This window comes from Nostocoides sp. HKS02, from assembly GCF_009707485.1.
GTDB lineage: Bacteria > Actinomycetota > Actinomycetes > Actinomycetales > Dermatophilaceae > Pedococcus.
In genome coordinates, this window is the sequence record NZ_CP046121.1 from 748,387 (window position 1) to 774,039 (window position 25,653).

Below are 25,653 nucleotides of genomic sequence, written 5' to 3' on the forward strand. Positions count from 1 at the left end.
GTGTCAAGGGTTCAGTTCCCTGCACACAGTCAGTCCGCGCGATGACGAGCGACCCCACAAGGAGTAATGCCGTGGCCCTCCCCCCGTTGACCCCGGAGCAGCGAGCCGCGGCCCTGGAGAAGGCCGCCGTCGCCCGCCGTGAGCGTGCCGCGGTCAAGAACCGCCTCAAGTACGCCCAGGGCTCCCTCAAGGACGTCATCGTCGACGGCAAGGAGAACGAGGTCGTCGGCAAGATGAAGGTGTCCGCCCTGCTGGAGTCCATGCCCGGCGTGGGCCGGGTCCGAGCGCGCCAGATCATGGAAGAGGTCGGCATCTCCGAGAGCCGCCGCGTGCGGGGCCTCGGCGCCAACCAGATCTCGGCGCTGCTCACCCGCTTCGACGAGGCGTGAGCCAGCAGCCCTCCGAGGCGTTGGACCGGCCACACCGGCTCGTCGTCCTCGCCGGCCCCACCGCGGTCGGCAAGGGCACGGTCTCCGCCTACGTCCGTGACCACTTTCCCGAGGTGTGGCTGTCGGTCAGCGCCACCACCCGGGCTCCGCGGCCCGGCGAGCAGGAGGGCGTCCACTACCACTTCGTGGACGAGCCCGAGTTCGCCCGCATGGAGCGCGACGGCGAGCTCCTCGAGTCCGCCGTCGTGCACGGCCAGAACCACTACGGCACCCCCCGCCACCCGGTCGAGGCGGCCCTCGCGGCGCACCGGATGGCCCTGCTCGAGATCGACCTTCAGGGCGCGCGCCAGGTCCGCGCGTCGATGCCCGAGGCGCTGTTCGTCTTCCTGGCCCCCCCGAGCTGGGACGAGCTGGTCCGCCGTCTGGTCGGTCGGGGCACCGAGGACGAGGAGGAGCGCAACCGTCGCCTCGAGACCGCGAAGGTTGAGATGGCGGCCGAGGATGAGTTCGACGTGACGGTCGTCAACGACGACGTTCGTCGTGCGGCCCAAGAACTCGTATCATTGATGCGATCCCATTGACGACAGAAGTGAGTACCCCCGTGTCTGGAACCGTCGCGAACCCGATCGGCATCACCAACCCGCCGATCGACGACCTGCTCACCAAGGCTGACTCGAAGTACGCCCTGGTCATCTACTCGGCCAAGCGCGCGCGCCAGATCAATGCGTACTACAGCCAGCTCCAGGAGGGCCTGCTCGAGTACGTCGGCCCGCTGGTGGACTCCCAGGTCCACGAGAAGCCCATGTCGATCGCGCTGCGCGAGATCAACCAGGGGCTGCTCACCTCCGAGCCCATCGAGAGCTGACCCCACCCCGTGCCCTCACAGCCGGGCAGCGACAGGACACCGCCGCGACCGCCGACCGCGCGCACCGCGCGCATCGTGCTCGGCGTCGGCGGCGGCATCGCGGCCTACAAGGCCTGCTCGCTGCTGCGCCTGTTCACCGAGGCCGGGCACGACGTCACCGTCGTCCCGACGGCGTCGGCCCTGCGCTTCGTCGGGGCCCCCACGTGGGAGGCGCTGTCCGGCAAGCCGGTCCACACCGACGTGTGGAGCGACGTCCCGCAGGTGCCGCACGTGCGCCTCGGCCAGAGCGCCGACCTGGTCGTGGTCGCGCCTGCCACGGCCGACCTGCTCGCCAAGGCGGCCCACGGGCTCGCCGATGACCTACTGACGAACGTCCTGCTCACCGCACGCTGCCCCGTGGTCATGGCTCCCGCCATGCACACCGAGATGTGGGACCACGCCGCCACCCAGGCCAACGTCTCGACGCTCACCGAGCGGGGCGTGCACATCATCCCGCCGGCATCGGGGCGGCTGACCGGCGCCGACACCGGTCCCGGCCGGCTGCCCGACCCCGACGACCTGTACGCCGTGTGCGCCCGGATCCTCGCCCACGGCACCGCCGCGGTCGACCACGCCGTCCGGCAGGACGGCATACCCGGGGACCACCCCACGGGCCCCCTGCGGGGCCGCACCGTCGTGGTCACGGCCGGAGGCACCCGTGAGCCGCTCGACCCGGTGCGGTTCCTGGGCAACCGCAGCTCGGGCAAGCAGGGGTATGCCGTGGCCCGCATCGCCGCGCGGCGCGGGGCCGACGTCGTCCTCATCAGCGCGAACACCGAGCTGACGGCCCCGCCCGGTGTCGTCGTCGTGCCGGTGCAGACCGCGCTCGACCTCCAGGAGGCGGTCGAGAAGGCCGCGACCGACGCGGACGTCGTCGTCATGGCCGCCGCCGTGGCGGACTTCCGACCGGCGCACTACCTCGACGCCAAGATCAAGAAGTCCCACGACCCGGCCGACCCGGACGCCGCCCCGACGATCGCGCTGGTCCGCAACCCCGACATCCTCGCCCGGCTCGTCGAGTCGCGCGGTGAGGAGGCGAACCCGGTCATCGTGGGTTTCGCCGCCGAGACCGGCGACGACCAGGGCAGCGTGCTCGACCACGGCCGCGACAAGCTCGCCCGCAAGGGCTGTGACCTGCTCGTGGTCAACGAGGTCGGTGCGGACAAGACCTTCGGTCAGGACGTCAACACGGTCCACATCCTGCGCCAGGGCTCGAGCCACGTGGTCGACGCAGGGCCCGCCACCAAGGACGAGATCGCTGCCGCAGTGTGGGACGCCGTGCAGGAGATCCTCTGACCATCGCTAAACTCACGGGGTCCGTGTCGGTCTTCGTGGATCACCAGGGCGCATGCCCGCCGTCAGTCCGTTGCAGTTGAAGGAGAGTCCGTGTCCGCACGTCTGTTCACCTCCGAGTCGGTCACCGAAGGCCACCCGGACAAGATCTGTGACCAGATCTCCGACTCCATCCTCGATGCCATGCTCGACCAGGACCCCGGTAGCCGGGTGGCCGTCGAGACGATGGTGACGACCGGTCTGGTGCACGTGGCCGGCGAGGTGACCACCGAGGCCTACGTCGAGATCCCCAAGATCGTCCGCGACACCGTGCTCGGCATCGGCTACGACTCGTCCACCAAGGGCTTCGACGGCGCCTCCTGCGGCGTCGAGGTGTCGATCGGGCAGCAGAGCCCCGACATCGCCCAGGGCGTCGACACGGCATACGAGAACCGCACGGGCGGCGTCGACCCGCTCGACAAGCAGGGCGCGGGCGACCAGGGCCTGATGTTCGGCTACGCGTGCGACGACACCGCCGAGTTCATGCCGCTGCCGATCTTCCTCGCCCACCGTCTGGCCGAGCGCCTGTCGGCCGTCCGCAAGAGCGGCGAGGTCGCCTACCTGCGGCCGGACGGCAAGACCCAGGTGACCATCTCCTACGACGGCGACAAGGCGGTCAAGCTCGACACCGTCGTGCTGTCGACCCAGCACGCTGCCGACATCTCCCTCGACGAGCTGTTGACCCCCGACATCGAGCAGCACGTGATCCAGCCGGTGCTCGCGCAGCTGGCCGAGGAGGGCACCGAGCTCGACACCTCGTCCTACCGCTCGCTGATCAACCCCACGGGTCGCTTCGAGATCGGTGGTCCGATGGGCGACGCCGGCCTCACCGGTCGCAAGATCATCGTCGACACCTACGGCGGCATGGCTCGCCACGGTGGCGGCGCCTTCTCCGGCAAGGACCCGTCGAAGGTCGACCGCTCCGCCGCGTACGCGATGCGCTGGGTGGCCAAGAACATCGTCGCCGCGGGCCTGGCCCGCCGCTGTGAGGTGCAGGTCGCGTACGCCATCGGCAAGGCCCAGCCGGTCGGGCTCTACGTCGAGACCTTCGGCACCGAGACCGAGCCGGTCGATGCGATCCAGTCCGCAATCACGTCGGTCTTCGACCTGCGTCCCGCGGCGATCGTCCACGACCTCGACCTGCTGCGCCCGATCTACAAGCCCACGGCGGCCTACGGCCACTTCGGCCGCACCCATGTCGACGGGGTCACCAACCCGTTCACGTGGGAGCGGACCGACCGGGTCGAGGCCCTCCAGAGGGCCGTCAAGGGCTAGTCCTGCACCCGCGGTGCCCGCGGCGCGACCGCGGCGCTGTCACCACGCGGGCATAGGTTCCCTCCCATGAGCGGATCGAGTGCGAGCGAGCAGCTGGAGCTGATCCGCTCCGCGATGCCGCCTGCCCCGCGGCGCAGTCGTCCACGTCCCGACCAGGCCGCCGCGTCCGTCGACCCGGTGGCCTCGGTTGTGGTCGACACCGGGCTGGCGCACCTCGACCGACCCTTCGAGTACCTCGTGCCCGAGGCACTGGCCGAGACCGCTGTGCCCGGGGTGCGCGTCAAGGTGCGGTTCGCCGGGCAGGACCTCGACGGCTTCGTGCTGGCCCGGCGTGCCGTGGCCGAGCACGACGGGCGGCTCGCGCCGCTGCGGCGGGTGGTCTCGCCCGAGCCCGTGCTCACGCCGCCGCTGCTCGCCCTCACCCAGTCGGTCGCCGCACGCTACGCGGGCACCCTGGGTGACGTCCTGCGGCTGGCACTGCCCCCGCGCCACGCCGCAGCCGAGCGCGCGCTCGCCCTCGAGGCCCCGGTGCCGGACCCGCTGCCCGCCTGGCCCGGTGCGGGGCCGGCGTGGGTTCGCTATGCCGCAGGCCCGGCCTATGTCTCCCGCCTGGCCGCCGGTGGGTCCCCGGCCGCGTCGTGGTTGGCGCTGCCCTCGGTGGACCCACTGGCTGACTGGCCGGCTGCCCTCGCTGCCGCGGCGGCGGCGACGCTGGCCAGCGGCCGGGGCAGCGTGATCGTCGTCCCCGACCACCGTGACGTGGCTCGGGTCGACGCCGCACTCACCGAGGCACTGGGGCGGGGTCGACATGTGCGGCTCACGGCCGACCAGGGCCCACAGGCGCGCTACACCGCCTGGCTCAAGGTCCTCCGGGGCCACGTCTCCGTCGTCGTGGGCACCCGGGCCGCGGCCTTCGCACCGGTCCGCGACCTCGGCCTGGTGGCCTGGTGGGACGACGGCGACGACGTGCTCGAGGAGCCCCGTGCGCCGTACCCCCACGTCCGTGAGGTGCTGCTCGAGCGCGGTCGGCTCGAGGGCGCCGCAGTGCTGTCCGGGGGTTCACCCGCTCGGTCGCCGTGCACCAGCTCGTCGAGTCCGGTGCGCTGCGCCCGATCGTGGCCACCGCCGTGCGCGACGCCGTCCCGCGGGTCGTCGTGGCGGGCGAGGGCGTCGAGGTCGAGCGTGACCCGGCGGCCGCCTCGGCCCACCTGCCGTCCGTCGCGTGGCGCACCGCCAAGGCCGCGCTGGGGTCCGGTCCGGTGCTCGTGCAGGTGCCCCGCCGGGGCTACGTCCCGTCCCTGTCCTGCCAGACCTGTCGGACCCCGGTGCGGTGCGCGCACTGCGCCGGCCCGGTGGCCGTGTCGGGCCGGGGAGCGGAGCCGGCCTGTCGGTGGTGCGGTCGCGGGGTCGGCCGGTTCGAGTGCCGGGCCTGCGGTGGCCGCGAGCTGCGGTCGTCAGTCGTCGGCGCTCGGCGCACCGCCGAGGAGCTGGGCCGGGCCTTCCCCGGCGTGCCGGTGCACACCTCCGGGGCCGGCGCGGTCCTCGAGCGGGTGGCGTCCACCCCCGCGCTGGTGATTGCGACCCCGGGTGCCGAGCCCGTCGCCGAGGGGGGGTTATGCCGCGTGCCTGCTCCTCGACGCGTGGGCGAGCCTCGACCGACCCACCCTCGACGCCGGCGAGGAGGCACTGCGCCGGTGGATGGCCGCGGCCGGGCTGACCCGGGGCGCGGCGGCGGGCGGCCAGCTGGTCCTGTGCGGGGCGCCCACCCACACCACCCTTCCCCCGGTCGAGGCCCTGGTCCGGTGGGACCCGGGCTGGTTCGCGGGGCGAGAGCTGGCCGAGCGGGTGCCGCTGTCCCTGCCGCCGACCGTCGCGATGGCCACTGTGACGGGCGAACGCCGCGCGGTGGAGGCCGCCCTGCGCCACGCCGACCTCGGTGACGACGTGGAGCGGCTCGGGCCCCTGCCGGCTGGCGAGACCGACGTCCGGGTGGTCCTGCGGGCGCCGCTCGAGCGCCGGGCGGCGCTGTCGGCCGCCCTCGCGGGTGTGAAGGCCGTGCGCAGTGCCCGCAAGGAGCGAGCGGTGATCCAGGTCCGGGTCGACCCGCCCGACCCCGCCCGATGACGCCGGTCTGGCGGGTCTGGCGGGTCTGGCGGGTCCGCGCGGGGTGCGCCCGCGGCATACACTTGGCCGCTCCGCCCCCGCCCCCAGGAAGCCAGCCAGCCCTTGTCGATCCAGAACATCCGCCTCTTCGGTGACCCGGTCCTGCGCACCCCGGCCGAGCCGGTCGTCGACTTCGACCGCGAGCTGCGCCAGCTGGTCAAGGACCTCACCGACACGATGATGGACGCGCCCGGCGCGGGGCTGGCCGCCCCCCAGATCGGCGTGGGCCTGCGGGTGTTCACGTACTGGATCGACGGCGAGCTGGGTCACCTCGTCAATCCGGACCTCGAGCTCTCCACGGAGCTCCAGGACGGCGAGGAGGGCTGCCTGTCGTTCCCCGGGCTGCGGTTCGAGACCCCACGGGCGCTGCGCACCGTCGCAGCGGGGTTCAACCAGTTCGGCGAGCCCGTCACGATCGAGGGCTCCGAGCTGATGGCGCGCTGCCTGCAGCACGAGACCGACCACCTCGACGGCATCCTGTTCATCGACCGGATGGACCGCGAGCAGCGCAAGGCCGCGATGCGGGCGATCCGTGAGGCCGAGTGGGCGGGCGGTCCGACACCGACCGTCAAGCTCAGCCCGCACTCGACCTTCGGGCGGGGCATGTGAGCCTGCGCCTGGTCTTCGCGGGCACTCCTGAGGCGGCCCTGCCCTCCCTGGATGCCCTCCTCGCCTCCGACCACGAGGTGGTGGCGGTGGTGACCCGGCCCGACGCGCCTGCGGGTCGCGGGCGCGGCCTCACCGCGTCGCCGGTGCGAGAGCGGGCCGAGGCCCACGGCATCGAGGTGCTCACGCCCCAGCGCCCGAGCGAGCCGGAGTTCCAGAAGCGCCTCCGTGAGCTCGCACCCGACGCGTGTCCGGTCGTGGCCTATGGCGCGCTGATCCCGCGCTCCGCCCTCGACATCCCGACCCACGGTTGGGTCAACCTGCACTTCTCGTTGCTGCCCGCCTGGCGTGGAGCGGCGCCGGTCCAGCACGCCGTGATGGCGGGCGACGAGGTCACCGGTGCCTCGACCTTCCTCATCGAAGAGGGCCTCGACACCGGACCGGTGTTCGGCGTCATGACCGAGCGCATCCGCCCGACCGATACCGCGGGCGACCTGCTGGGCCGTCTCGCGCACGGCGGGGCTGGCCTGCTCGTCGCCACCATGGACGGCCTTGCCGACGGGTCGTTGCAGCCGGTGCCACAGAGCCCCGAAGGCATCTCGCACGCGCCGAAGCTCGAGGTGGCCGATGCCCGGGTGCGCTGGGGGCGTCCGGCCGCAGCCGTCGACCGGCTCGTCCGCGGGTGCACCCCGGCGCCGGGCGCGTGGACGCTTGTTCCGTGGCGAGCGGGTCAAGCTGCTGCCCGTCGGGCACGTGGGTCCGGGTGGACCGATCGAGCCCGAGGCGTATGCCGACCGGCCCTTGGCACCGGGCGAGCTGGCTGTGACGAAGCGTGAGGTGCTCGTGGGCACCGGCACGGCGCCGGTGCGCCTCTCCGAGGTCCGCCCGCACGGCAAGAAGCAGATGGCGGCGGCCGACTGGGCTCGCGGCGTCCGGATCGAGGCAGGGGAGCGCTTCACCGATGAGTGAGAACGCCGGCGGCGGACGCCGCAACGCCAAGGGTCGCCAGCGGCCCGAGCGAGCCCACGGCGACACCGAGCGCTCTGCACAGCGCCCCGCCGAGCGCAGCCGCACCACCGACCCGCAGCGCCTCGCGGCATACACCGTGCTGCGTGCGGTTGCCGACGGTGCCTATGCCAACCTCGAGCTGCCCACGGTGTTGCGCGAGAAGGGGATCCGGGGTCGCGACGCGGCCTTCACCACCGAGCTTGTCTACGGCGCCGTGCGGATGCGCGGGCTGTACGACGCCGTCATCGCCGTCGCCGCCGCTCGTCCGGTGGGCAAGATCGACCCGAACGTGCTCGACACGCTGCGCCTCGGGGTCCACCAGCTGCTGGGTATGCGCGTCGCCACCCATGCCGCGGTCGACGAGACCGTCGGTCTGGCCCGCAAGGTCAACGGTGCCGGAGCCGCAGGCTTCGTGAACGCGGTCATGCGCCGGGTCAGCGAGCGCTCCCTCGAGGAGTGGCTGGCCGAGGTCGCCCCCGGCGGCGGTGATCTGGTGGCGCGACTGGCCGTCGAGCACTCCCACCCCGAGTGGATCGTCAAGGCGCTCCGCGCGGCCCTGCTGGGCCACGGGGCCTCGGCCGCCCCCTCGATCGACGCCGACCTGACTGCCCTGCTCGCGACCGACAACGCGCCGGCCAAGGTGTCCCTCGTGGCCCGCCCGGGGTTGGCCACGGTCGCCGAGCTCGTCGCCGCAGGCGCCGAGCGCTCCTCGCTGTCCGCCGTCGGCGCGGTCCTGCCGGCGGGTGACCCGGGCGGCATCGAAGCGGTGCGCGAGGGCCGCGCTGCAGTCCAGGACGAAGGCTCGCAGCTCGTCGCGCTCGCACTCGCAGCAGTCCCGGTCGACCACGCCGGCCCCGAGCAGTGGCTCGACCTGTGCGCAGGGCCGGGTGGCAAGGCCGGGCTGCTCGCCGCGCTGGCGATCGAGGCTGGGGCGGACCTCGTCGCCAACGAGCTGAGCGACCACCGGGCCACGCTGGTGCGCCAAACCCTGCGACCGGCCACGGCGCTCGCCCGGGCGCAGGGGCGCACCCTCGAGGTCCGCACCGGCGACGGGCGCACCATCGGCGAGGACGAGCCCGGCCGCTACCACCGGGTGCTCGTCGATGCTCCGTGCACGGGACTCGGAGCCCTGCGCCGACGCCCCGAGGCGCGCTGGCGCCGGTCGCCGGCGGACCTCGCCGACCTCGGCCGGCTGCAGCGCGAGCTGCTCGCGTCGGCCATCGAGGCGACGACGGGTGGGGGAGTCATCGCGTATGCCACGTGCAGCCCGCACCTCGCCGAGACGCTTGTTCGTGGTCGGTGACGTGACCAAGCGGCGCGACGACGTCGAGCTGATCGACGCGCGTGACTATCTCGTTGACGCCAAAGGCGATGCTGTGCCCGTGCCGGGCAGCGGACCGGCCGTGCAGCTGTGGCCGCACCTGCACGGCACCGACGGGATGTTCCTCGCGCTGCTGCGCAAGCTCGCGTGACCCGAGCCGGTTGCGCTAGGCCGCCTGGGAGCTGAAGTCGCGCGGCCCCGTGTGGTGACGGCGCCCGGTCGGTGCGGTCCAGGTGCAGAACCCCTGGTCGTCCATGGTGACGGTCCACCCGGCATGGTGCTTGAAGCCGTGGTGGGCGGTGCACAGGCACTGGAGGTTGGCGGCCTCGGTCGGTCCGAGCGGCGCCGGGACCACGTGGTCGAGCTGGCAGCGCTCGGCGGCCGTGCGGCAGCCAGGGAACCGGCAGTGGCCGTCGCGCAGCCGCACCGCAGCGGCCAGCGCCTTGCCGGGCCGATACGTGGTCGGGTCCTGGTAGCGCAGGGTCCCGGTGCCGGGATGTCGCGCCGCGAGGCGCACCCGCAGGTCCGGGTCGGCGACGAGCTGTTCGAGGTGCGTGGGGAGGATCATCCCCACTCGGGGATCCTCGACGGGATCTCGCAGGCGCCCTCGGACCGGCACCATCGCCCGGAGCCCCGGACGGCAGCCGCACTCGCCCTCCTCGGGCTGTGGCCCGGCGAACAGGCCGCCGGCGTCGGCGCACCCGGCACAGACTCGCTCTCCGATCGCCCGGAACTCGACCTCGCCTTCCACCTCACCAGGCAACGGAGCCACGAAGGTCACCGTGGTCGTGACCTGCACCTCGCTGAGCGCGAGGTCGACCAGCGCGTCGGCCCGGGCCGCGCCGATGGGCAGGTGCGGGTTGGCGAGCGCGTAGTCCGCGGCGAGCGTCTCGACGGCTGCCCATAGTCGCGATGACTGAGCGGACGGGAGCGACATCGTCCACGTCGTCATCCCCGGCTCGTCGCCCGCGCGCACCGTGACGTGACGTCCGGTGCGTCCCCGCGCCGCTGCGGCGAGGAGGCTCTCGGCATCCGCCCGTGCCGCGGCGCGCCGGGCGCGCTCGGCCAGCGAGGACCGGTCCAGCTGCGCGACGTCGCGGTCGTACAACCGCGCCTCGAACTCCTCGAGCCGGTCCAACCGGACGTCGCGGGCAGCCCGGGCGATGGCCTCGACCCGGTACGGCTCGAGCTCGCCGTCCCACGCCATCGCGTGGGTGCGTTCCAGGCTCCTGGTGACCACCCGGGCCTGGAACACCCGGGTCGCCATCGTCCTCGGCGACAGGTGCAGCAGCGGCGCCAGGCTCGCCGCGGACGCCAGCTGGGGGTCGATCGGCAACCGCTCGCCGACGCGGCGTCGCTGGGGGTGACCCTCGGCCTCGGCCTCCTCACGGGCCCGGAGGGCAGCGTCCTCCAGGCGCTCGGCGTGCACGTCGACGGCCCGGGCCCTCGGCGTGCACGTCGACGGCCCGGGCCTGGCGCGCGGCAAGGGCGTTGATCGCGCGCTGCGTCGCGATGACCATGATCTCGGCCTGCTCGACGGTCATGGCGTCGAGGTCCTCGGAGGTGACGGCAAGGGCAGCCGCACCCAACACCTCTGGCGAGAGCCCGGGCGCCTCCTTGAAAGACCAGTCGAACATGTGTTCGATTCTAGCGTCCAGGATCGTTGTACCGCAACCCCTCAGTGTCCCAAACTCCAATGGTCTCAAGCCAATTCGGCCGCCCGAGTGTGTGTTCCGTGAGCCCGATAGAGTGTGCGCCGTGCAGATCTCACCGAGCATCCTGTCCGCCGACTTCGCCAATCTCCAGAGCGAGCTCAACCGCATCGGCAACGCGGACTGGGCCCACGTGGACGTCATGGACGGTCACTTCGTCCCCAACCTCACCCTGGGCCTGCCGGTCGTGGAGGCGCTCGCCAAGGTCAGCCCGATCCCGCTGGACTGCCACCTGATGATCGACGATCCCGACCGCTGGGCGCCGAAGTATGCCGAGGCCGGGGCGGCGTCGGTGACCTTCCACATCGAGGCTGCTGCCGGTCCACGAGCCCTCGCTCGCACCCTGCGCGCGGCGGGTGCCCGCGCGGGCATGGCCATCAAGCCCGGCACCGCGTTCGGCCCCTACGAGGAGCTGCTGACCGACCTCGACATGGTGCTGGTCATGACGGTGGAGCCCGGCTTCGGCGGCCAGTCGTTCATGGCGGACCAGATGCCCAAGGTCGCCCAGGTGCGTGAGGCCGTCCGGCGCCGGGGCGGCGAGGTCTGGGTGCAGGTCGACGGTGGGGTCTCCGCCTCGACCATCGAGCAGTGTGCCGAGGCCGGCGCGGACGTCTTCGTCGCCGGGTCTGCGGTCTACGGCGCACAGGACGCCGCGGCTGCGGTGGACGAGCTGCGCGCCCTGGCCAGCGCCCACGCGCACTGACGCGCCCACGGGCACTGACACGCCCACGGGCACTGACGCGCGCCGGGTGAGGACCGTCACGCTGACCGTACTGTCCGGCTCTGGTGCCTCGCTGGCATACTGTTCCCTGACGTGCTCCGGGGTCGGTGTAACTCCGAACCGGCGGTGACAGTCCGCGACCCGACCGCAGCCAGCGGCCGGTTGACTGGGTGGAACTCCCAGACCGACGGTGAAAGTCCGGATGGTAGGCAGCACGCGACAGCAGGACCAGTGGGTCTGCAGTGTCGAGGTGAGCCTCGGCGGCATCCCGCCGGTCCGCCTGCTCGTCCTCCCGGAGTTCGAACCACGGTTCCGACCACGAGGGCAGGACATGACAGACCAGGCCACGACCGATACGGCGATGATGCGCCGTGCGTTGGCGTTGGCGGCGAACGGCCCCGAGTCCAACCCCAACCCGCGGGTGGGCTGCGTCCTCGTCGCGCCCAGCGGTGACGTCGTGGGCGAGGGATGGCATCGCGGCGCAGGCACGGCCCACGCGGAGGTGGATGCCCTGGCCCGGGCCGGCGCGGCCGCGGCCGGCGCCACGGCATACGTGACGTTGGAGCCGTGCAACCACTCCGGTCGCACGCAGCCGTGCGCCCACGCGTTGTATGCCGCGGGCGTGGCCCGCGTCGTGCACGCCCAGACCGACCCGAACCCGGCAGCCGCGGGCGGGGCCGAGTGGCTCCGTCTGCGCGACGTCACGGTCGAGGGAGGGCTCCTCGCCGACGAGGCCGAGGAGCTCAACCACACATGGACCCACCGCATCGGCACCGGGCGGCCGTGGGTCACCTGGAAGCTCGCGACGACCCTGGACGGGCGCAGCGCCGCCGCGGACGGCACGAGCCGGTGGATCACCGGTCCGGCGGCGCGTGCCGACGTGCATCTCCAGCGGTCCCGGTGCGGAGCGATCCTGGTGGGCACCGGCACCGCTCTCGCGGACGACCCGCACCTGACCGCCCGGCGCCCGGACGGCTCGCTCTACGAGACCCAACCGGTGCGGGTCGTCATGGGCGAGCGCGACCTGCCCGGCGACGCCAAGGTCCTCGACGAGGTCGCGCTCACCTGGCACCTGCGCACCCGCGACCCCAAGGAGGTGCTGACTGCCCTCTCGGCCGCGGAGGTGCACCACGTCTGGCTCGAGGGCGGACCCACTGTGGCGGCGGCATTCATGGCGGCGGGCCTGGTCGACGAGGTCATCGCCTACGTCGCACCGGTGTTGCTGGGCCGCGGGCGGCCGACCGTCGGCGACTTGGGCATCACGACCATGGACCACGCCCTGCGGTTGCGGCCGACCGACATCTCCCTGCTCGGCGACGACACACGGATCACCGCACGAATCACCCCGTCACGCAAGGAGATCGGCTGATGTTCACCGGGATCGTCGAGGAGCTCGGCCACGTCGTCGCGCTCGAGGACGGCGCCGAGTCGGCGCGCCTGACCGTCGAGGGGCCGCTGGTCACCTCCGACGCCGAGCACGGCGCATCCATTGCGGTCAACGGGGTCTGCCTCACGGTCGTCGAGCACGGCGAGGGTCGGTTCACGGTCGACGTGATGGCCGAGACCCTCGCCCGCAGCAGCCTGGGTGACCTGACCCCCGGCGACCGCGTCAACCTCGAGCGGGCCATGGCGGCATCGAGCCGGTTCGGCGGACACATCGTCCAGGGCCACGTCGACGGGACGGCCCGGATCCTGCAGCGGGTCCCCGGCGACCGCTGGGAGGTCGTCGTCTTCAGCCTGCCGGGTCACCTCGCCCGTTACGTCGTGGAAAAGGGCTCGATCACCGTCGACGGGGTCAGCCTCACGGTCGCCACGGTCGACGACGACACCTTCAGCGTCTCGCTGATCCCGACCACGCTCGACCTCACCACCTTGGGCCGCAAGGACGTGGGAGCCAGCGTCAACCTGGAGGTCGACGTCCTGGCCAAGTACGTCGAGCGGCTGCTCGCGAACACCATCACCACCACCGAAACCGACACCGAAGCTCACACCGACACTCACACCGGCACTCACGCCGACACTCACACCAGGGAGACCACCGCATGAACTGGCTCGAGAAGCTCTTCGAGGCTCAGCTGACCATCGGCAGTCAGCACATCCTGTGGCGCGAGGTGGTCGGCAACCTCTTCGGGTTCGCCTCGGCGATCGGGGGGCTGCGCCGCCGGGTCTGGGCGTGGCCCGTGGGGATCGTCGGCAACGCGCTGCTGTTCACCGTCTTCTTCGGAGTGGCGTTCAGCAACCCCCAGCACACGACGCTGTTCGGGCAGGCAGGCCGCCAGATCTTCTTCATCATCACCAGCGTCTACGGCTGGTGGCGCTGGAACGCGGTGCGCAGAGCCAACCACGCCGAGGGCACCGACCGGCCGGCGATCACGCCCCGCTGGGCAACCGTTCGTGAGCGCCTCGGCTACCTCGCCTTCTGGGTGGGCGGGGTCGTCGTGCTCCAGGCCGTCTTCGCGCTGATCGGTGCAGGCTGGCCCGCCCCGCGTTGGTACTACTGGTGCGACGCGTGGATCTTCGTCGGGTCGATCGTCGCGACGTACGCGATGGCCCGAGGCTGGAACGACTTCTGGCTGGCCTGGATCGCCGTCGACCTCGTCGGGGTGCCGTTGCTGGTGAACTCGAAGTTCTACCCGTCCGCCGTCCTGTATGCCGTCTACGGCGGCCTGGTCGTCTACGGGTTCTTCGTCTGGCTCAAGGCGTCCCGCGAGGAGCGCCTGCCCGAGCCGCAGCGTGAGGAGGTCCACGCATGATCGGCGTGTCCACCGTCGAGGCCGCGCTCGAGGCCCTGCGCGAGGGGCGCCCGGTCCTCGTGACCGACAACGAGGACCGCGAGAACGAGGGCGACGTCATCCTGGCGGCCCAGACCCTCACCGACGAGTGGATGGCGTGGACCATCCGGCACACGAGTGGCTACATCTGTGCGCCGGTCACCCCGGACACCGCGGACCGGCTCGGTCTGCCGCTGATGGTGGCCGACAACCGCGACCCGTTGCGCACGTCGTACACCGTCACGGTCGACGCGGCTGGCGGCGTGACGACTGGCATCAGTGCGGCGGACCGCGCGCTCACCATCCGGCTCCTCGCCGACCCCGCGGCCACTGCCGACTCGTTCGTGCGACCCGGCCACGTGATTCCGTTGCGCGCCAAGGCTGGCGGCGTGCTCGAGCGCCCCGGTCACACCGAGGCCGCAGTCGACCTGTGCCGCCTCGCGGGTCTCGCGCCGGTCGCCGCGATCGGCGAGCTGGTCAACGATGACGGCACGATGATGCGGCTGCCCGAGGTGCTTGCCACAGGAGCCGTGCACGACCTGCCCGTCGTGACGATCGCCCAGCTCATCGCGTGGCGGCAACGCCACGACCGCGTCGAGCGGCTTGCCGAGACGACGCTGCCCACTCGCCACGGCACCTTCACGGCGCTGGCCTACCGTGACCTGTTCACCGGCGATGAGCACATCGCGCTGGTCAGCCCGGCAGGGCTGGGTGGCCCGTCCCCGTTGGTGCGGATGCACTCCGAGTGCCTCACCGGTGATGCGTTCGGCTCGCAGCGCTGCGACTGCGGGCCGCAGCTGCAGCGCTCGATGGAGCGCATCGCGGCGGAGGGCGGCCTGCTCGTCTACCTGCGCGGACACGAGGGCCGCGGGGTGGGACTGGTCAACAAGCTCAAGGCCTACGAGCTCCAGGACCAGGGTCGCGACACCGTCGACGCCCAGGTGGAGCTGGGCCTGCCCGTCGACGCCCGCGAGTACGCCGCCGGTGCCGCGATCCTCACCGATCTCGGGCTGGGCGCCGTGCGACTCCTCACGAACAACCCGGCCAAGGTCGAGGCGTTGCGAAGCCACGGCGTGAGCGTCTCGGCCGTCGAGCGGCTGTCGGTGGCTCCGACGGCCGCCAACCGCGCCTACCTGCGCACCAAGCGCGACCGCATGGGTCACGACCTGCTCGTGGACGCACTCGACTCGGGGGAGACCGCGTGAGCGGGCACGGCGCACCGGTCATCACCCCCGACGGCAGCGATCTGCGGGTCGCGATCGTGGCGGCGTCCTGGCACACCGAGGTCATGGACGGCCTGGTCGCGGGTGCCCAGCGGGGCCTCGCCGAGGCGGGCGTCCGCGACGTCCCCCTGGTGCGGGTGCCGGGCACGGTCGAGCTCACCGTCGCGTGCGCGCGGCTCGCGCCGGCATACGACGCGCTGGTGGCGCTCGGAGTCGTCATCCGCGGTGGCACACCGCACTTCGACTACGTCTGCTCCGGGGTCACCACCGGCCTGACCCAGGTGAGTGCCACGACCGGGTGCCCGGTCGGCTTCGGCGTACTCACGTGCGACGACGACGCGCAGGCTCTCGACCGAGCGGGGCTCCCCGGCTCCAGCGAGGACAAGGGGCACGAGGCCGCTGTCGCCGCGGTGGCGACCGCGGTCACCCTCGGTGCCCTTGCTCCCCGTACGCTGGGCGCGTGAAGACCTTCGACGACCTGTATGCCGAGCTGGCCGAGAAGGCGGTGAGCCGACCCGACGGGTCCGGCACCGTCGCCGCGCTGGATGCCGGCGTGCACGCCATCGGCAAGAAGATCGTCGAGGAGGCCGCAGAGGTCTGGATGGCCGCCGAGCACGAGGGCAAGGACCGTGCGGCCGAGGAGATCAGTCAGCTGCTCTACCACGTCCAGGTGCTCATGGTCGCCTCTGACATCAGCCTCGACGACGTCTACGCACACCTCTAGGAAGTTCCGCACATGCTGCGAATTGCCGTTCCCAACAAGGGATCCCTGTCCGAACCAGCCGTCGACATGCTGCGTGAGTCCGGCTACCGCGTGCGCCGCGACGCCAAGGAGCTCGTCGTCGCCGACGCCGACAACGACGTCGAGTTCTTCTACCTACGTCCGCGTGACATCGCCGTCTACGTCGGGTCCGGCACGGTGGACTGCGGCATCACCGGTCGTGACCTGCTGCTCGACTCCGGCAGCGCGGCGATCGAGGTCATGACGCTGGGTTTCGGTGGGTCGACCTTCCGGTATGCCGCCAAGCCGGGCACGTGCGGAGCGGTCCAGGAGATCTCGGGGCACCGCGTCGCGACGAGCTACCCGGGCCTGGTGGAGAAGCACCTCGCGGAGCAGGGAGTGTCCGCGCAGGTCGTCCGGCTCGACGGTGCCGTCGAGACGGCCATCACCCTCGGCGTCGCCGACGTCATCGCCGACGTGGTCGAGACCGGCACCACGCTGCGCAACCAGGGCCTCGAGGTGTTCGGCGACCCCATCCTGCGCAGCGAGGCCGTGCTCATCCGGCGCGAAGGCTCGCATGAGACCGCGGCGGTCGACGTCCTGCGGCGCCGGCTCACCGGCGTCATCACCGCCCGCCACTACGTGATGCTCGACTACGACGTGCCGGTGTCGCTCGTCGAGGAGGCGTGCGCGGTGACGCCTGGGCTCGAGTCGCCGACGGTCTCCCAGCTCCAGAACAAGGACTGGGCCGCCGTGCGGGCCATGGTGCCGCGAGCGCGGACCAACGCGATCATGGACGAGCTCTACGACCTCGGTGCCCGCGCGATCCTCGTGACCGACATCGCTGCGTGCCGGCTCTGAACACCGTACGGTCGACCTCGACCTCTCCTGACGACCAGGCGGCATTCGCGCCGTTCCGGCCACGGCGGGGTCGCACGGTGGCGATCGCAGCGGCCGTGCTGTCGGTGGTCATCTTCGGCGTGGTCGCCGTCTTCCTCCCGGGTCCCGCCCAGGCCGGCAACTGGCGGGTCGGCGATCGGGTCTTCTTCGCCGGCCTCGGGGTGGCCATGGCCTACCTGTTGTGGCGGTACGCCTCGATCCGGGCCACGCCGACCCGCGAGACGCTCACGGTCCGCAACCTCTTCACGACACGGGCCGTGTCGTGGCAGTCGGTCGTCGACGTGAAGTTCGCCGGGGGCGACCCGTGGGTGAGCCTCGAGCTCGACGACACCGACGTCCTCGCCGTGATGGCGATCCAGAAGGCCGACTCGACCTTCGCCCTGGCCGAGGCCCGCCGGCTGGTGGCGCTGGTCCAGGCGTTGGGGCCGTCCGCCGCGAGTCCGGACGTCACGCTCGACTGACGCAGCGTCAGGTCACCTTGCGCAGGTCAGGGCGCAGCAGACCCGCGAGGGCGAGCTGGGCGATGGTCAGGAGTGTCAACGTCATCCACACCGCGGTGAACCCTCCGGTCGCGTCGCGCAGCGCGCCGAGGCTCGCGGGGCCGAACGAGGCGATCGTGTAGCTGACGAAGAAGGCCATCCCGGCGAGCCGAGCGCTGGCTGCCGGGCTCGCGGCGTAGTCGACCATGAGCACCAGGCCCAGCGCGAAGCTCGCGCCCTGGCCCGCGCCGAGCACCAGCGCCCACGCCCACGGCGCCGCGGTGGGCAGGAGCCACAGCCCCGCCTGGCCGAGCAGGCCGAGTACCGAGGCCCCGAGCAGCAGGAGGCGGTGGTCGGTGATGCGGTCGCTCAGGGCGGGGCCGAGCAGCCCCGAGACGAGCTGGGCCGCCGTGAAGGCCGACAGTAGGTAGCCCGCGTGCGTGGGGTCCCATCCGCGGGCGGTGTACGACGGGGCGAGCCACGCCAGCGTGGAGTAGAACTCGAGGGACTGGACGGTGAGGTAGGCCGCGACCAGCCACGCGGTCGCGTGGCGCCAGGGCAGGCCGACGGACACCACGAGGGTGGGGTTCGCGGCACGGTGGCGGCGGTGGCCCAGCAGCACCGGAAGCCAGGCCAGGGCCCCCACGAGCCCGAGCACCGACCACGACCCGAGTGAGGCCTGCCAGGACCCGAGCCACCCCTTCAGGGGCACCGAGAGCGCCGACGACGCACCGGCGCCGCTCATCATCGCGAGCATGTAGAGCCCCGTGACGAGCCCGGACCGCTCCGGGGGAAAGAGCTCCTTGACCAGCCCGGGCAGCAGCGTGCCGGCGAGGGCGATGCCGACCCCGGCCAGGAAGGTGCCGGCATACAGCGGCCAGACCTGGCCACCCGCGAACCGCATCGCCACCCCGGCGACGACGCAGCCGATGGCCAGCTCCACCGACGCCGCTGCACCGAGCCGCGCCGCGATGCGCTGGGCGAACGGCGCGAAGACACCCATGCACAGGACGGGGAGCGTGGTCAGTGCGCCGAGCGCGGCGTTCGACAGCCCGAGGTCGGCGGCGAGCGTCTGGGTCAGGGGCGGGACGCTGGCGATCGCCGTCCGGAGGTTCGCCGCGACGGCGACCAGGGCGATGCTGAGCAGCCAGACGGGGGGCAGGTGGGTGCGGGGCGTGGACATCGGGAGCGAGTCTGTCAGGCGCGGTCAGCGGTCGGCCGGGGTGGTCGGCGTGGTCGGGCCGAACGACTCGGGGACCTGGTCGCGGGCCTCGTCCTGGGGCAGCCCGGTGAGCATGAGCAGGTCGACGACCATGGAGCGGATCTGGGCGCGCATCACCTCCCCGGACAACCCCGCCGACGGGTCGATCACCGCGCTCAGCTCGGCGATCCGGTGCAGCCCGGTGCGTGCGTTGACGGGCAGCCGGCGCTCCTGCAGCTCGCGGGCGATGTCCTCCGTGGTCTGCGCCAGCGCGGTCAACAGCTGGAGGTATGCCGTGGGCACCGGTTCCTCGCGCCAGGTCGCGATGGCGGCGCGACGCACGAGCACCCGAAGGTTGCGGATGGCCCGGTCGAGGGGTTCGAGGAGGTCGGCGATGGCCTGGACCCCGGGCAGGTGCCTGCGGCGCAACGGGGAGAGCCGGACCACCGCGATGCCCTCGGCCGAGAGGGCCCGCAGCTCGTCGAGCATGTGCTCGGAGGCCCGGGCCCGGGCGAGGGTGGCCGAGGCGAGGTCGGCGTCGTGGTCGGCGAGCGCCCGGACCGTGTCGGCGAGGATGGCGCCGAGCTCACGCACGACGACAGCGGCCTGCTGCCGGGGTCGGCGCAGCGGCGCGGCCGGCGCGACGAGGGTGAAGAGCAGGGCCACCAGCCCGCCGATCACCGCGTCGAGCCACCGGGTGAAGGCCTGACCGGGCGCCGCCACGAGGGTCGTGACGATGACCGACTGCGCCCCGGCCTGGCTGATGAGGAGCATCCCCGCGCCGAGCAGCGCCGCAATGCTCATCGCGACCACGACGACCACCCCGAGCTGCCACACGCCGGACCCGAAGAAGTGCACGAACAGGTCACCGGTGAACACCCCGACGGCGACCCCGATCATCACCTCGGTGACGCGACGCAGCCGCTGCCCGAACGACATGCCGAGCGAGATGATCGCGGTGACGGGCGCGAAGAAGGGGCGGGTGTGGTGCAGCACGTCCGAGGCCACCCACCAGGCGACGGCCGCGCCGAGGCCGCACTGGACGATGAAGAACATCCGGCTGACCATCCGTCGGACCCGGTCGCGCGCCTCGGTCCGGGACCGCTGCGCGGCCCGCGCCACGGTGGTCACAACCGGTCCAGTGTCGTGTCGATGAACAAGTGGGCGCGTTCCCAGGTGCGGTCGGCCTCGTACAGCCGCCGTTCGCTGTCTGCCCAGGCGTCCCAGAACTCGGCGTACTCCGGGTCCCGGGCGATACCCCGGGCCAACCGCACGCCCGCGTCGGCCTCGACCCAGATCAGCACCGAGGCGGCGTTGCCGGCGGGGAGCGCTCCGGCGCCACAGCCCTCCAGCACGACGATCTCGGAGGGCGGGATCTGCACCCACTCCTCGGCATACGCGTCGAGGGCCCAGTCCCAGCGCTGGTAGCGCGCCGGACGGCCGTCGCGCAGCGGGCTCACGATCCACTCGTGCGCCCGGTGGGTGCCCGCCCGCAAGCCGTCCCAGCCCGGGTACAGGTCGTCCATGTGCACCGTCGGCGCGCTCAGCGCGGCTGCCACGTCGCTCGCGAGGGTGGTCTTGCCGGCACCGCTGGGGCCGTCGATCGCGACGAGCTTGGTTGAGCCGCAGCGCGGCTCGCTGGCATCCACCAAGGCCACCACTGAGGCCACGACCGAGGCCACGTGGCTTGCTCTGTGGTCGGTGGACATGGGCAACACCCTAGGTGGATACGATCCTCGCGTGAGTCTGGCCACCCGGGTGATTCCCTGCCTCGACGTCGACGCTGGGCGGGTCGTCAAGGGGGTCAACTTCGAGAATCTCCGTGATGCAGGTGACCCGGTCGAGCTGGCCAAGCTCTACGGCGAGCAGGGCGCGGACGAGCTGACCTTCCTCGACGTCACGGCGAGTAGCGGCAACCGCGAGACGACCTACGACGTGGTGCGTCGCACCGCCGAGCAGGTCTTCATCCCGCTCACCGTCGGCGGGGGAGTCCGCAGCGCCGACGACGTCGACCGACTCCTGCGCGCGGGTGCCGACAAGGTCGGGGTCAACACCGCGGCCATCGCCCGGCCGGAGCTGATCAGCGAGATCGCCGACCGCTTCGGGTCGCAGGTCCTCGTGCTGTCGGCCGACGTCCGTCGCCGACGCGACGACGCGGGTGCCGCGGCGGGCTTCGAGGTGACCACCCACGGGGGACGCACCCGTACCGGCCTGGATGCCGTCGAGTGGTGCGCCCGTGCCGCAGAGCTCGGGGCCGGGGAGATCCTGCTCAACTCGATGGATGCCGATGGCACCAAGGACGGCTTCGACCTCGAGCTCATCGAGCTGGTGCGTCGCGCCGTCCATGTCCCGCTCATCGCCAGTGGTGGCGCCGGCGCGGTGGCTCACTTCGCCCCCGCGGTCAGGGCCGGCGCCGACGCGGTGCTGGCGGCCAGCGTGTTCCACTTCGGCGAGCTCACGGTGGGCGACGTCAAGGCCTCGCTGCGGGCCGAGGGCATCACCGTCCGCTAGGAGATCCCCAGCGCCGATGACCACAGGGCGTCGATGGCGTCGGCGCTGCCCGTCGCCTCGATCGCGGCCACCCGCCGCCGCCCATATGCCGCCAGCAACAGCTCGGCGGGCGCGCCCTCGAGGACGACGGTGTCGCCGTCCGTGGCTCCGGCCGTCAGCGTCTGGCCGTCAGGGGTCTTGAGCACCACCCCGACCGGACTGCGCCGGAACAGCAGCGTGGCGCTGCGCGACAACGCCTTCCACACTCCACGGGTCTCGCGCTCGGTCAGCTCGCGTCGGGGCCCCGTGGCCTCGTCGCCGCGCAGGACGTCCTCGTGGTGGATGAAGAACTCGACGAAGTTCACCAGGTCGTCGAGGGCAGCCAGCCGCGCGGGCGACCACACCGGGGGGCCCGACCGGACGAGGTCGACGAGCTCTGGCCACGGCTTTGCGGCATACGAATCCATGCCCCGTTCGGTGCGGGCCGCGAGCGCCGGGAGCCAGATTCCGGGCGCGAGGTCGGGGCGCCGGTCGCGCACGACGAGGTGCGCGGCGAGGTCCGCCGCCGTCCACGGCGAGCAGAGCGTCGGGGCCTGCGGACCGACCTCGACGAGGGTCGCGCAGAGGGCGTCGCGTTCGAGTCGAGCCAGGTGGGTCATGGCAGCCATCATGCCGTCCCGCGTGAGAGGGTTGGCACACCCCACCCCCTTGATCCGCCCGGAGGTCAGCTGTGTCCGTCGACGCCGCCCCCACGCTGCGGCGCAGCCTGCGGATCGTCGCGGTCGGCGTGCGGCGCGAGCCGCGGTGGTTCGCCTTCGCCGTGGCCGGCAGCGCGCTCTACGGCGTCATGACCGTGCTCACCGCGGCGGCCATCGGCAAGGTGACCCGCGAGCAGGTCCAGCCCGCCGTGGCCGCGGGGCACGCCACCCGCGCCCAGCTGCTCGCCATCTTCGGCTGGGTCGCGGGGGCCGTCGTCCTCAACGTCATCGGTGTCGTGATCCGTCGCGTGGCCGCGGGGTTCACGATGTACAACGTCGCCGCCGGGTTCCGTCGCGAGGTCACCCGCCAGTACCTGCGCCTGCCGCTGTCGTGGCACCACCGCCACCCCTCGGGGCAGCTGCTGTCCAACGCGAACGCCGACGTCGAGGCGACCTGGAACGTCTTCGCGCCGCTGCCGATGGCGATCGGGGTCCTCGTCATGCTCGTCGCCGGCATTGTCCAGATGGTGCTCGTGGACCCGGTCATGGCGCTCATCGGGCTCACCGTCTTCCCCGCCCTCTTCCTCGCCAACTACGTGTTCCAGCGCGCGATGTCGCCCAAGGTCGCGCGAGCCCAGCAGCTGCGGGCCGAGGTGAGCGAGGTGGCCCACGAGAGCTTCGAGGCAGCCCTGATCGTCAAGGCGATGGGTCGCGAGGAGCAGGAGGCCGCGCGGTTCGGTGAGGTCACCCGCCGGCTCCAGGCGGCCAACGTCGAGGTCGGTCGGACCCGAGGCACCTTCGACCCCGTCATCGAGGCGATCCCCACCCTCGGCACGCTTGCGGTGCTCGCCGTCGGCGCGCAGCAGGTCGCCGCGGGTGCCCTCCAACCGGCCGCGGTCGTCCAGGTGGCCTACCTCATCTCCGTGCTCGCCTTCCCCGTCCGGGCCCTCGGCTGGGTGCTGGGCGAGCTCCCGCGGACCGTCGTCGGTTGGGACCGCGTCGACGCGGTGCTCCAGGCTCGGGGCGAGCTGCCCTTCGGCGCCGCGCAGCTGCCCCGTCGGGGCCCGTCGACCTCGCGCCTGGAGTCCGTCGACTACTCGTACGAGGTCATCGCCGAGGACGGCGCGCTGTCGCAGTTCCAGGCCATCCACGGGGTGACGATCGAGGTTGCCTCGGGGTCCACCACGGCGCTGGTCGGTCCCACCGGGGCCGGCAAGTCGACCCTCACCAACCTCACGCTGCGTCTGGTCGACCCCGACGGCGGCGTGGTGACCCTCGACGACGTCGACCTCCGCGAGGTGGCCAAGGGGGGCGTGGCCGCCGTGGCCACCCCTCGTGCCGCAGCAGACCTTCCTGTTCGACGACACGGTGCGCGGCAACGTCACCCTCGGGGCCGACTTCACCGACGACGAGGTGTGGTGGGCCCTTCGGGTCGCGCAGGCCACGGACTTCGTCACGGCGCTCCCGGCCGGCCTGGACACCCGGGTGGGGGAGCGCGGCGCGTCCCTCTCGGGCGGTCAGCGGCAGCGAGTCGCCCTGGCCAGGGCCGTGATCCGACGTCCGCAGCTGCTCGTGCTCGACGACGCCACGAGCGCTGTCGACCCCGCCGTCGAGCTGGCGATCCTCTCGGCCCTGCGCGACTCGAGCTCGGGCACGACGGTGCTCGTCGTCGCCTACCGCATGTCGACCATCACCCTCGCCGACGCGATCGTCTACGTCGAGTCGGGCAGGGTCCTCGACCACGGCACCCACGCGGAGCTGCTGGGCCGGTGCGAGGGCTACGAACGGCTGGTCACGGCATACGCGCGGGAAGCCGCCGAACGTGCCGCCGTCGCCGCCGACGAGGAAGCGCAGGCCCACGCGTGAGCACGTCCATCGAGGCCACGTCCACCCTGGGCACCTGGGCGACCCTGCGTCGGGGCATCCACCTCTCGCCCGAGCTGCGGCAGGGGCTCGGGATCACCCTCGCGCTCGCGGCGGTCACCACGGTGGGCCGGGTGGTCGTTCCGCTGGTGGTGCAGCAGACGACCGACCATGGGCTGCTCGGCAAGCAGGGTCCGGACCCGGCGCTCGTGTGGCGCTACGTCGGGCTGGCCGTCATCGCCGTGGTGATCACCGCACTCACCGCCTATGCCGTGAACGTTCGCCTGTTCCGCGCGTCCGAGGCGGGCCTGGCGACGGTGCGCCTGCGGGGGTTCCGGCACATCCACGACCTGTCGATGCTGACGCAGAACACCGAACGGCGCGGCTCGATGGTCAGCCGCGTGACCAGCGACGTCGACACGATCAGCCAGTTCGTCCAGTTCGGCGGAATCATCCTCATCCTCAGCCTGGGGCAGATCGCCGTCGCCACGGGGCTGATGTTCTTCTACAGCCCGATGCTGACCGCCGTCGTATGGCTCTGCTTCGTGCCGCTGCTGTTCGTCATCCGGCGGTTCCAGCGGATCGTGGGTCGGGCGTACACCCAGGTGCGCGAGCGCGTCGGGGACCTGCTGGCCGCGGTGTCCGAGGCCGTGGTGGGCGCGGCCACCATCCGGGCCTACGGGGTCGAGGAGCGCACCGGCGAGCGCATCGACCAGGCCATCGAGGCCCATCGCTACGCCTCGATCGGCGCCCAGGTGCGTTCGGTCGTCGCGTTCTCGTCGGGGCAGCTCGTGGCGGGCCTGACCCTCGCCGTGGTGCTCGTCGTCGGCACCCTCCAGGCGGCCTCTGGACACCTCACGATCGGCCAGCTCCTGGCCTTCACCTTCCTCGTCAACCTGTTCACCCAGCCCGTCCAGCAGGCCACCGAGATCCTCAACGAGCTCCAGAACGCCGTGGCCGGCTGGCGTCGGGTGATCGGCGTCATCGACACGCCCGCCGACGTCGCCGACCCGGGCGAGTCCGGCGAGGTGCTCCCGCGCGGGCCGATCACGGTCGAGTTCCAGGCCGTGTCCTTCGCCTACCCCGGCGCCGAGACGGTCCTGCACGACATCACGCTGGCCATCGCGCCACGCTCACGCATCGCGATCGTCGGCGAGACCGGCTCCGGCAAGTCCACCCTCGCCAAGCTCCTCACCCGGCTCATGGACCCGACCGAGGGCCGGGTGCTCGTGGACGGTGTCGACCTGCGCAGCATCCGGTTCTCGTCGCTGCGCGAGCGGGTCGTCATGGTGCCCCAGGAGGGCTTCCTGTTCGACGCGACCCTGCTGGACAACGTCCGGTTCGGTCGCCCCGACGCCACGGACGCCGACGTGCGGCTAGCGCTCACCGAGCTCGGGCTCGACGCCTGGCTGGCCGGCCTGCCCGGCGGCCTCGCGACCGAGGTGGGCCAGCGCGGCGAGTCCCTGTCCGCGGGCGAGCGCCAGCTCGTGGCGCTGGCCCGGGCCTACCTCGCCGACCCCGACCTGCTCGTCCTCGACGAGGCGACCTCGGCCGTCGACCCCTCGACCGAGGTGCGGCTGCAGCGTGCCCTCGAGGGGCTGACCCGGGGGCGCACGTCGATTGCCATAGCCCACCGGCTCTCGACCGCAGAGGCCGCCGACGAGGTGGTGGTGGTCGACCGCGGCCGGATCGTCGAGCGCGGACCCCACCGCGTCCTCGTCCAGCAGAACGGCGTGTATGCCGCCCTGCACGCCTCGTGGGCCGCGCAGCAGCGCGGCGCGTGAGCGCAGCGACGTGCAGAGCGGGCCACACGGCATACCGCTGAGCACGCTGGCGTGTCCGAGCGCCGCCCACTGCACGTCGCAGCTCCGGCACG

26 protein-coding genes, 3 pseudogenes and 1 riboswitch are annotated in these 25,653 nt (G+C 72.4%); of the genes and pseudogenes, 23 read left to right on the forward strand and 6 right to left on the reverse strand.

The window, feature by feature from the left end; translation table 11 throughout:
• Positions 1–71: 71 nt before the first annotated feature.
• The 10 genes and pseudogenes from mihF to GKE56_RS03525 all read left to right on the forward strand — a co-directional run bounded on the left by mihF (position 72) and on the right by GKE56_RS03525 (position 9,149).
• Complete coding sequence (gene mihF / locus GKE56_RS03485) at positions 72–389, forward strand: integration host factor, actinobacterial type (RefSeq protein WP_154683370.1); 318 nt, start codon at positions 72–74, stop codon at positions 387–389.
• The gene (gene gmk, locus GKE56_RS03490; RefSeq protein WP_230209160.1) at positions 386–970 is read left to right on the forward strand and encodes a guanylate kinase; all 585 of its coding nucleotides are present in this window, start codon (positions 386–388) and stop codon (positions 968–970) included. The genes mihF and gmk overlap by 4 nt, the downstream gene beginning before the upstream one ends.
• 20 nt (positions 971–990) lie before the next feature.
• Positions 991–1,254 carry a DNA-directed RNA polymerase subunit omega gene (gene rpoZ / locus GKE56_RS03495; RefSeq protein ID WP_154683371.1) on the forward strand — a complete coding sequence of 88 codons (264 nt, stop codon included), beginning with the start codon at positions 991–993 and terminating at the stop codon, positions 1,252–1,254.
• 9 nt (positions 1,255–1,263) lie between these two features.
• Positions 1,264–2,589 (forward strand): bifunctional phosphopantothenoylcysteine decarboxylase/phosphopantothenate--cysteine ligase CoaBC, encoded by a 1,326-nt coding sequence (coaBC, locus tag GKE56_RS03500; protein WP_154683372.1) that lies wholly within the window; start codon positions 1,264–1,266, stop codon positions 2,587–2,589.
• Positions 2,590–2,679: 90 nt separating this feature from the next.
• Complete coding sequence (metK, locus tag GKE56_RS03505) at positions 2,680–3,900, forward strand: methionine adenosyltransferase (RefSeq protein WP_154683373.1); 1,221 nt, start codon at positions 2,680–2,682, stop codon at positions 3,898–3,900.
• Positions 3,901–3,966: 66 nt separating this feature from the next.
• Positions 3,967–5,475: a hypothetical protein gene (locus GKE56_RS03510; protein WP_370518446.1), complete on the forward strand. Its 1,509-nt coding sequence runs from the start codon at positions 3,967–3,969 to the stop codon at positions 5,473–5,475.
• Between the two features lie 12 nt (positions 5,476–5,487).
• The gene (locus GKE56_RS18095; RefSeq protein ID WP_370518447.1) at positions 5,488–6,024 is read left to right on the forward strand and encodes a hypothetical protein; all 537 of its coding nucleotides are present in this window, start codon (positions 5,488–5,490) and stop codon (positions 6,022–6,024) included.
• A gap of 102 nt (positions 6,025–6,126) precedes the next feature.
• Positions 6,127–6,672, forward strand: coding sequence for a peptide deformylase (gene def, locus GKE56_RS03515; RefSeq protein WP_154683374.1), 546 nt, complete (start codon positions 6,127–6,129; stop codon positions 6,670–6,672).
• Positions 6,673–6,674: 2 nt separating this feature from the next.
• Positions 6,675–7,638: pseudogene (gene fmt / locus GKE56_RS03520) on the forward strand (methionyl-tRNA formyltransferase).
• Positions 7,631–9,149: pseudogene (locus GKE56_RS03525) on the forward strand (RsmB/NOP family class I SAM-dependent RNA methyltransferase). The pseudogenes fmt and GKE56_RS03525 overlap by 8 nt, the downstream one beginning before the upstream one ends.
• Before the next feature lie 15 nt (positions 9,150–9,164).
• On the opposite strand, the gene GKE56_RS03530 reads toward GKE56_RS03525, so the two are convergent.
• Both GKE56_RS03530 and GKE56_RS03535 read right to left on the reverse strand, forming a co-directional pair.
• Positions 9,165–10,427 carry an HNH endonuclease signature motif containing protein gene (locus GKE56_RS03530; RefSeq protein WP_154683375.1) on the reverse strand — a complete coding sequence of 421 codons (1,263 nt, stop codon included), beginning with the start codon at positions 10,425–10,427 and terminating at the stop codon, positions 9,165–9,167.
• Positions 10,384–10,635 (reverse strand): hypothetical protein, encoded by a 252-nt coding sequence (locus tag GKE56_RS03535; protein WP_154683376.1) that lies wholly within the window; start codon positions 10,633–10,635, stop codon positions 10,384–10,386. The genes GKE56_RS03530 and GKE56_RS03535 overlap by 44 nt, the downstream gene beginning before the upstream one ends.
• A gap of 121 nt (positions 10,636–10,756) precedes the next feature.
• On the opposite strand from GKE56_RS03535, the gene rpe reads away from it, so the two are divergent.
• From rpe to GKE56_RS03580, 9 genes are all read left to right on the forward strand, one after another.
• On the forward strand, positions 10,757–11,413 hold the full coding sequence (gene rpe, locus GKE56_RS03540) for a ribulose-phosphate 3-epimerase (RefSeq protein WP_154683377.1): 657 nt from the start codon (positions 10,757–10,759) through the stop codon (positions 11,411–11,413).
• 107 nt (positions 11,414–11,520) lie between these two features.
• Positions 11,521–11,651, forward strand: a riboswitch (FMN riboswitch).
• On the forward strand, positions 11,634–12,800 hold the full coding sequence (gene ribD, locus GKE56_RS03545) for a bifunctional diaminohydroxyphosphoribosylaminopyrimidine deaminase/5-amino-6-(5-phosphoribosylamino)uracil reductase RibD (RefSeq protein WP_370518448.1): 1,167 nt from the start codon (positions 11,634–11,636) through the stop codon (positions 12,798–12,800). It overlaps the preceding riboswitch by 18 nt.
• Entirely contained in the window at positions 12,800–13,477 is a 678-nt protein-coding gene (locus GKE56_RS03550) for a riboflavin synthase (RefSeq protein ID WP_154683378.1), read from the forward strand. The genes ribD and GKE56_RS03550 overlap by 1 nt, the downstream gene beginning before the upstream one ends.
• A complete protein-coding gene (locus GKE56_RS03555; protein WP_154683379.1) occupies positions 13,474–14,184 on the forward strand; it encodes a nicotinamide mononucleotide transporter family protein in 711 nt (236 codons plus the stop codon). The genes GKE56_RS03550 and GKE56_RS03555 overlap by 4 nt, the downstream gene beginning before the upstream one ends.
• Positions 14,181–15,407: a 3,4-dihydroxy-2-butanone-4-phosphate synthase gene (gene ribB, locus GKE56_RS03560; protein WP_195908221.1), complete on the forward strand. Its 1,227-nt coding sequence runs from the start codon at positions 14,181–14,183 to the stop codon at positions 15,405–15,407. Before GKE56_RS03555 ends, ribB begins: the two co-directional genes overlap by 4 nt.
• Entirely contained in the window at positions 15,404–15,889 is a 486-nt protein-coding gene (ribH, locus tag GKE56_RS03565; RefSeq protein WP_154683380.1) for a 6,7-dimethyl-8-ribityllumazine synthase, read from the forward strand. Before ribB ends, ribH begins: the two co-directional genes overlap by 4 nt.
• Positions 15,886–16,149: a phosphoribosyl-ATP diphosphatase gene (locus GKE56_RS03570; protein ID WP_154683381.1), complete on the forward strand. Its 264-nt coding sequence runs from the start codon at positions 15,886–15,888 to the stop codon at positions 16,147–16,149. The genes ribH and GKE56_RS03570 overlap by 4 nt, the downstream gene beginning before the upstream one ends.
• A gap of 12 nt (positions 16,150–16,161) precedes the next feature.
• Positions 16,162–17,007: an ATP phosphoribosyltransferase gene (gene hisG, locus GKE56_RS03575; protein WP_154683382.1), complete on the forward strand. Its 846-nt coding sequence runs from the start codon at positions 16,162–16,164 to the stop codon at positions 17,005–17,007.
• A 77-nt stretch (positions 17,008–17,084) separates the two neighbouring features.
• Positions 17,085–17,507, forward strand: coding sequence for a PH domain-containing protein (locus GKE56_RS03580; protein ID WP_230209161.1), 423 nt, complete (start codon positions 17,085–17,087; stop codon positions 17,505–17,507).
• Between the two features lie 7 nt (positions 17,508–17,514).
• Here GKE56_RS03580 and GKE56_RS03585 read toward each other — a convergent pair whose 3' ends face one another.
• Genes GKE56_RS03585 through GKE56_RS03595 form a run of 3 tightly spaced genes read right to left on the reverse strand, consistent with a single transcriptional unit; the run spans position 17,515 to position 20,435 of the window.
• Positions 17,515–18,708, reverse strand: a complete 1,194-nt coding sequence (locus GKE56_RS03585) for an MFS transporter (RefSeq protein WP_154683383.1) — start codon at positions 18,706–18,708, stop codon at positions 17,515–17,517.
• Between the two features lie 24 nt (positions 18,709–18,732).
• Entirely contained in the window at positions 18,733–19,857 is a 1,125-nt protein-coding gene (locus GKE56_RS03590; RefSeq protein ID WP_230209162.1) for an aromatic acid exporter family protein, read from the reverse strand.
• Positions 19,854–20,435: a uridine kinase gene (locus GKE56_RS03595; protein ID WP_154683384.1), complete on the reverse strand. Its 582-nt coding sequence runs from the start codon at positions 20,433–20,435 to the stop codon at positions 19,854–19,856. The genes GKE56_RS03590 and GKE56_RS03595 overlap by 4 nt, the downstream gene beginning before the upstream one ends.
• Before the next feature lie 31 nt (positions 20,436–20,466).
• On the opposite strand from GKE56_RS03595, the gene hisF reads away from it, so the two are divergent.
• Positions 20,467–21,237 (forward strand): imidazole glycerol phosphate synthase subunit HisF, encoded by a 771-nt coding sequence (gene hisF / locus GKE56_RS03600; RefSeq protein ID WP_154683385.1) that lies wholly within the window; start codon positions 20,467–20,469, stop codon positions 21,235–21,237.
• On the opposite strand, the gene GKE56_RS03605 is transcribed toward hisF, so the two are convergent.
• The gene (locus GKE56_RS03605) at positions 21,234–21,875 is read right to left on the reverse strand and encodes a TIGR03085 family metal-binding protein (RefSeq protein WP_154683386.1); all 642 of its coding nucleotides are present in this window, start codon (positions 21,873–21,875) and stop codon (positions 21,234–21,236) included. The two genes, hisF and GKE56_RS03605, sit on opposite strands and share 4 nt — an antisense overlap.
• A gap of 188 nt (positions 21,876–22,063) precedes the next feature.
• Here GKE56_RS03605 and GKE56_RS18100 point away from each other — a divergent pair.
• The 3 genes and pseudogenes from GKE56_RS18100 to GKE56_RS03615 all read left to right on the forward strand — a co-directional run.
• Positions 22,064–23,152, forward strand: a pseudogene (locus tag GKE56_RS18100) (ABC transporter transmembrane domain-containing protein); the annotation flags it as partial.
• Between the two features lie 130 nt (positions 23,153–23,282).
• The gene (locus tag GKE56_RS18105; protein ID WP_370518483.1) at positions 23,283–23,780 is read left to right on the forward strand and encodes an ATP-binding cassette domain-containing protein; all 498 of its coding nucleotides are present in this window, start codon (positions 23,283–23,285) and stop codon (positions 23,778–23,780) included.
• Entirely contained in the window at positions 23,777–25,561 is a 1,785-nt protein-coding gene (locus GKE56_RS03615) for an ABC transporter ATP-binding protein (protein WP_195908222.1), read from the forward strand. Before GKE56_RS18105 ends, GKE56_RS03615 begins: the two co-directional genes overlap by 4 nt.
• The last annotated feature ends 92 nt before the right edge of the window (positions 25,562–25,653 follow it).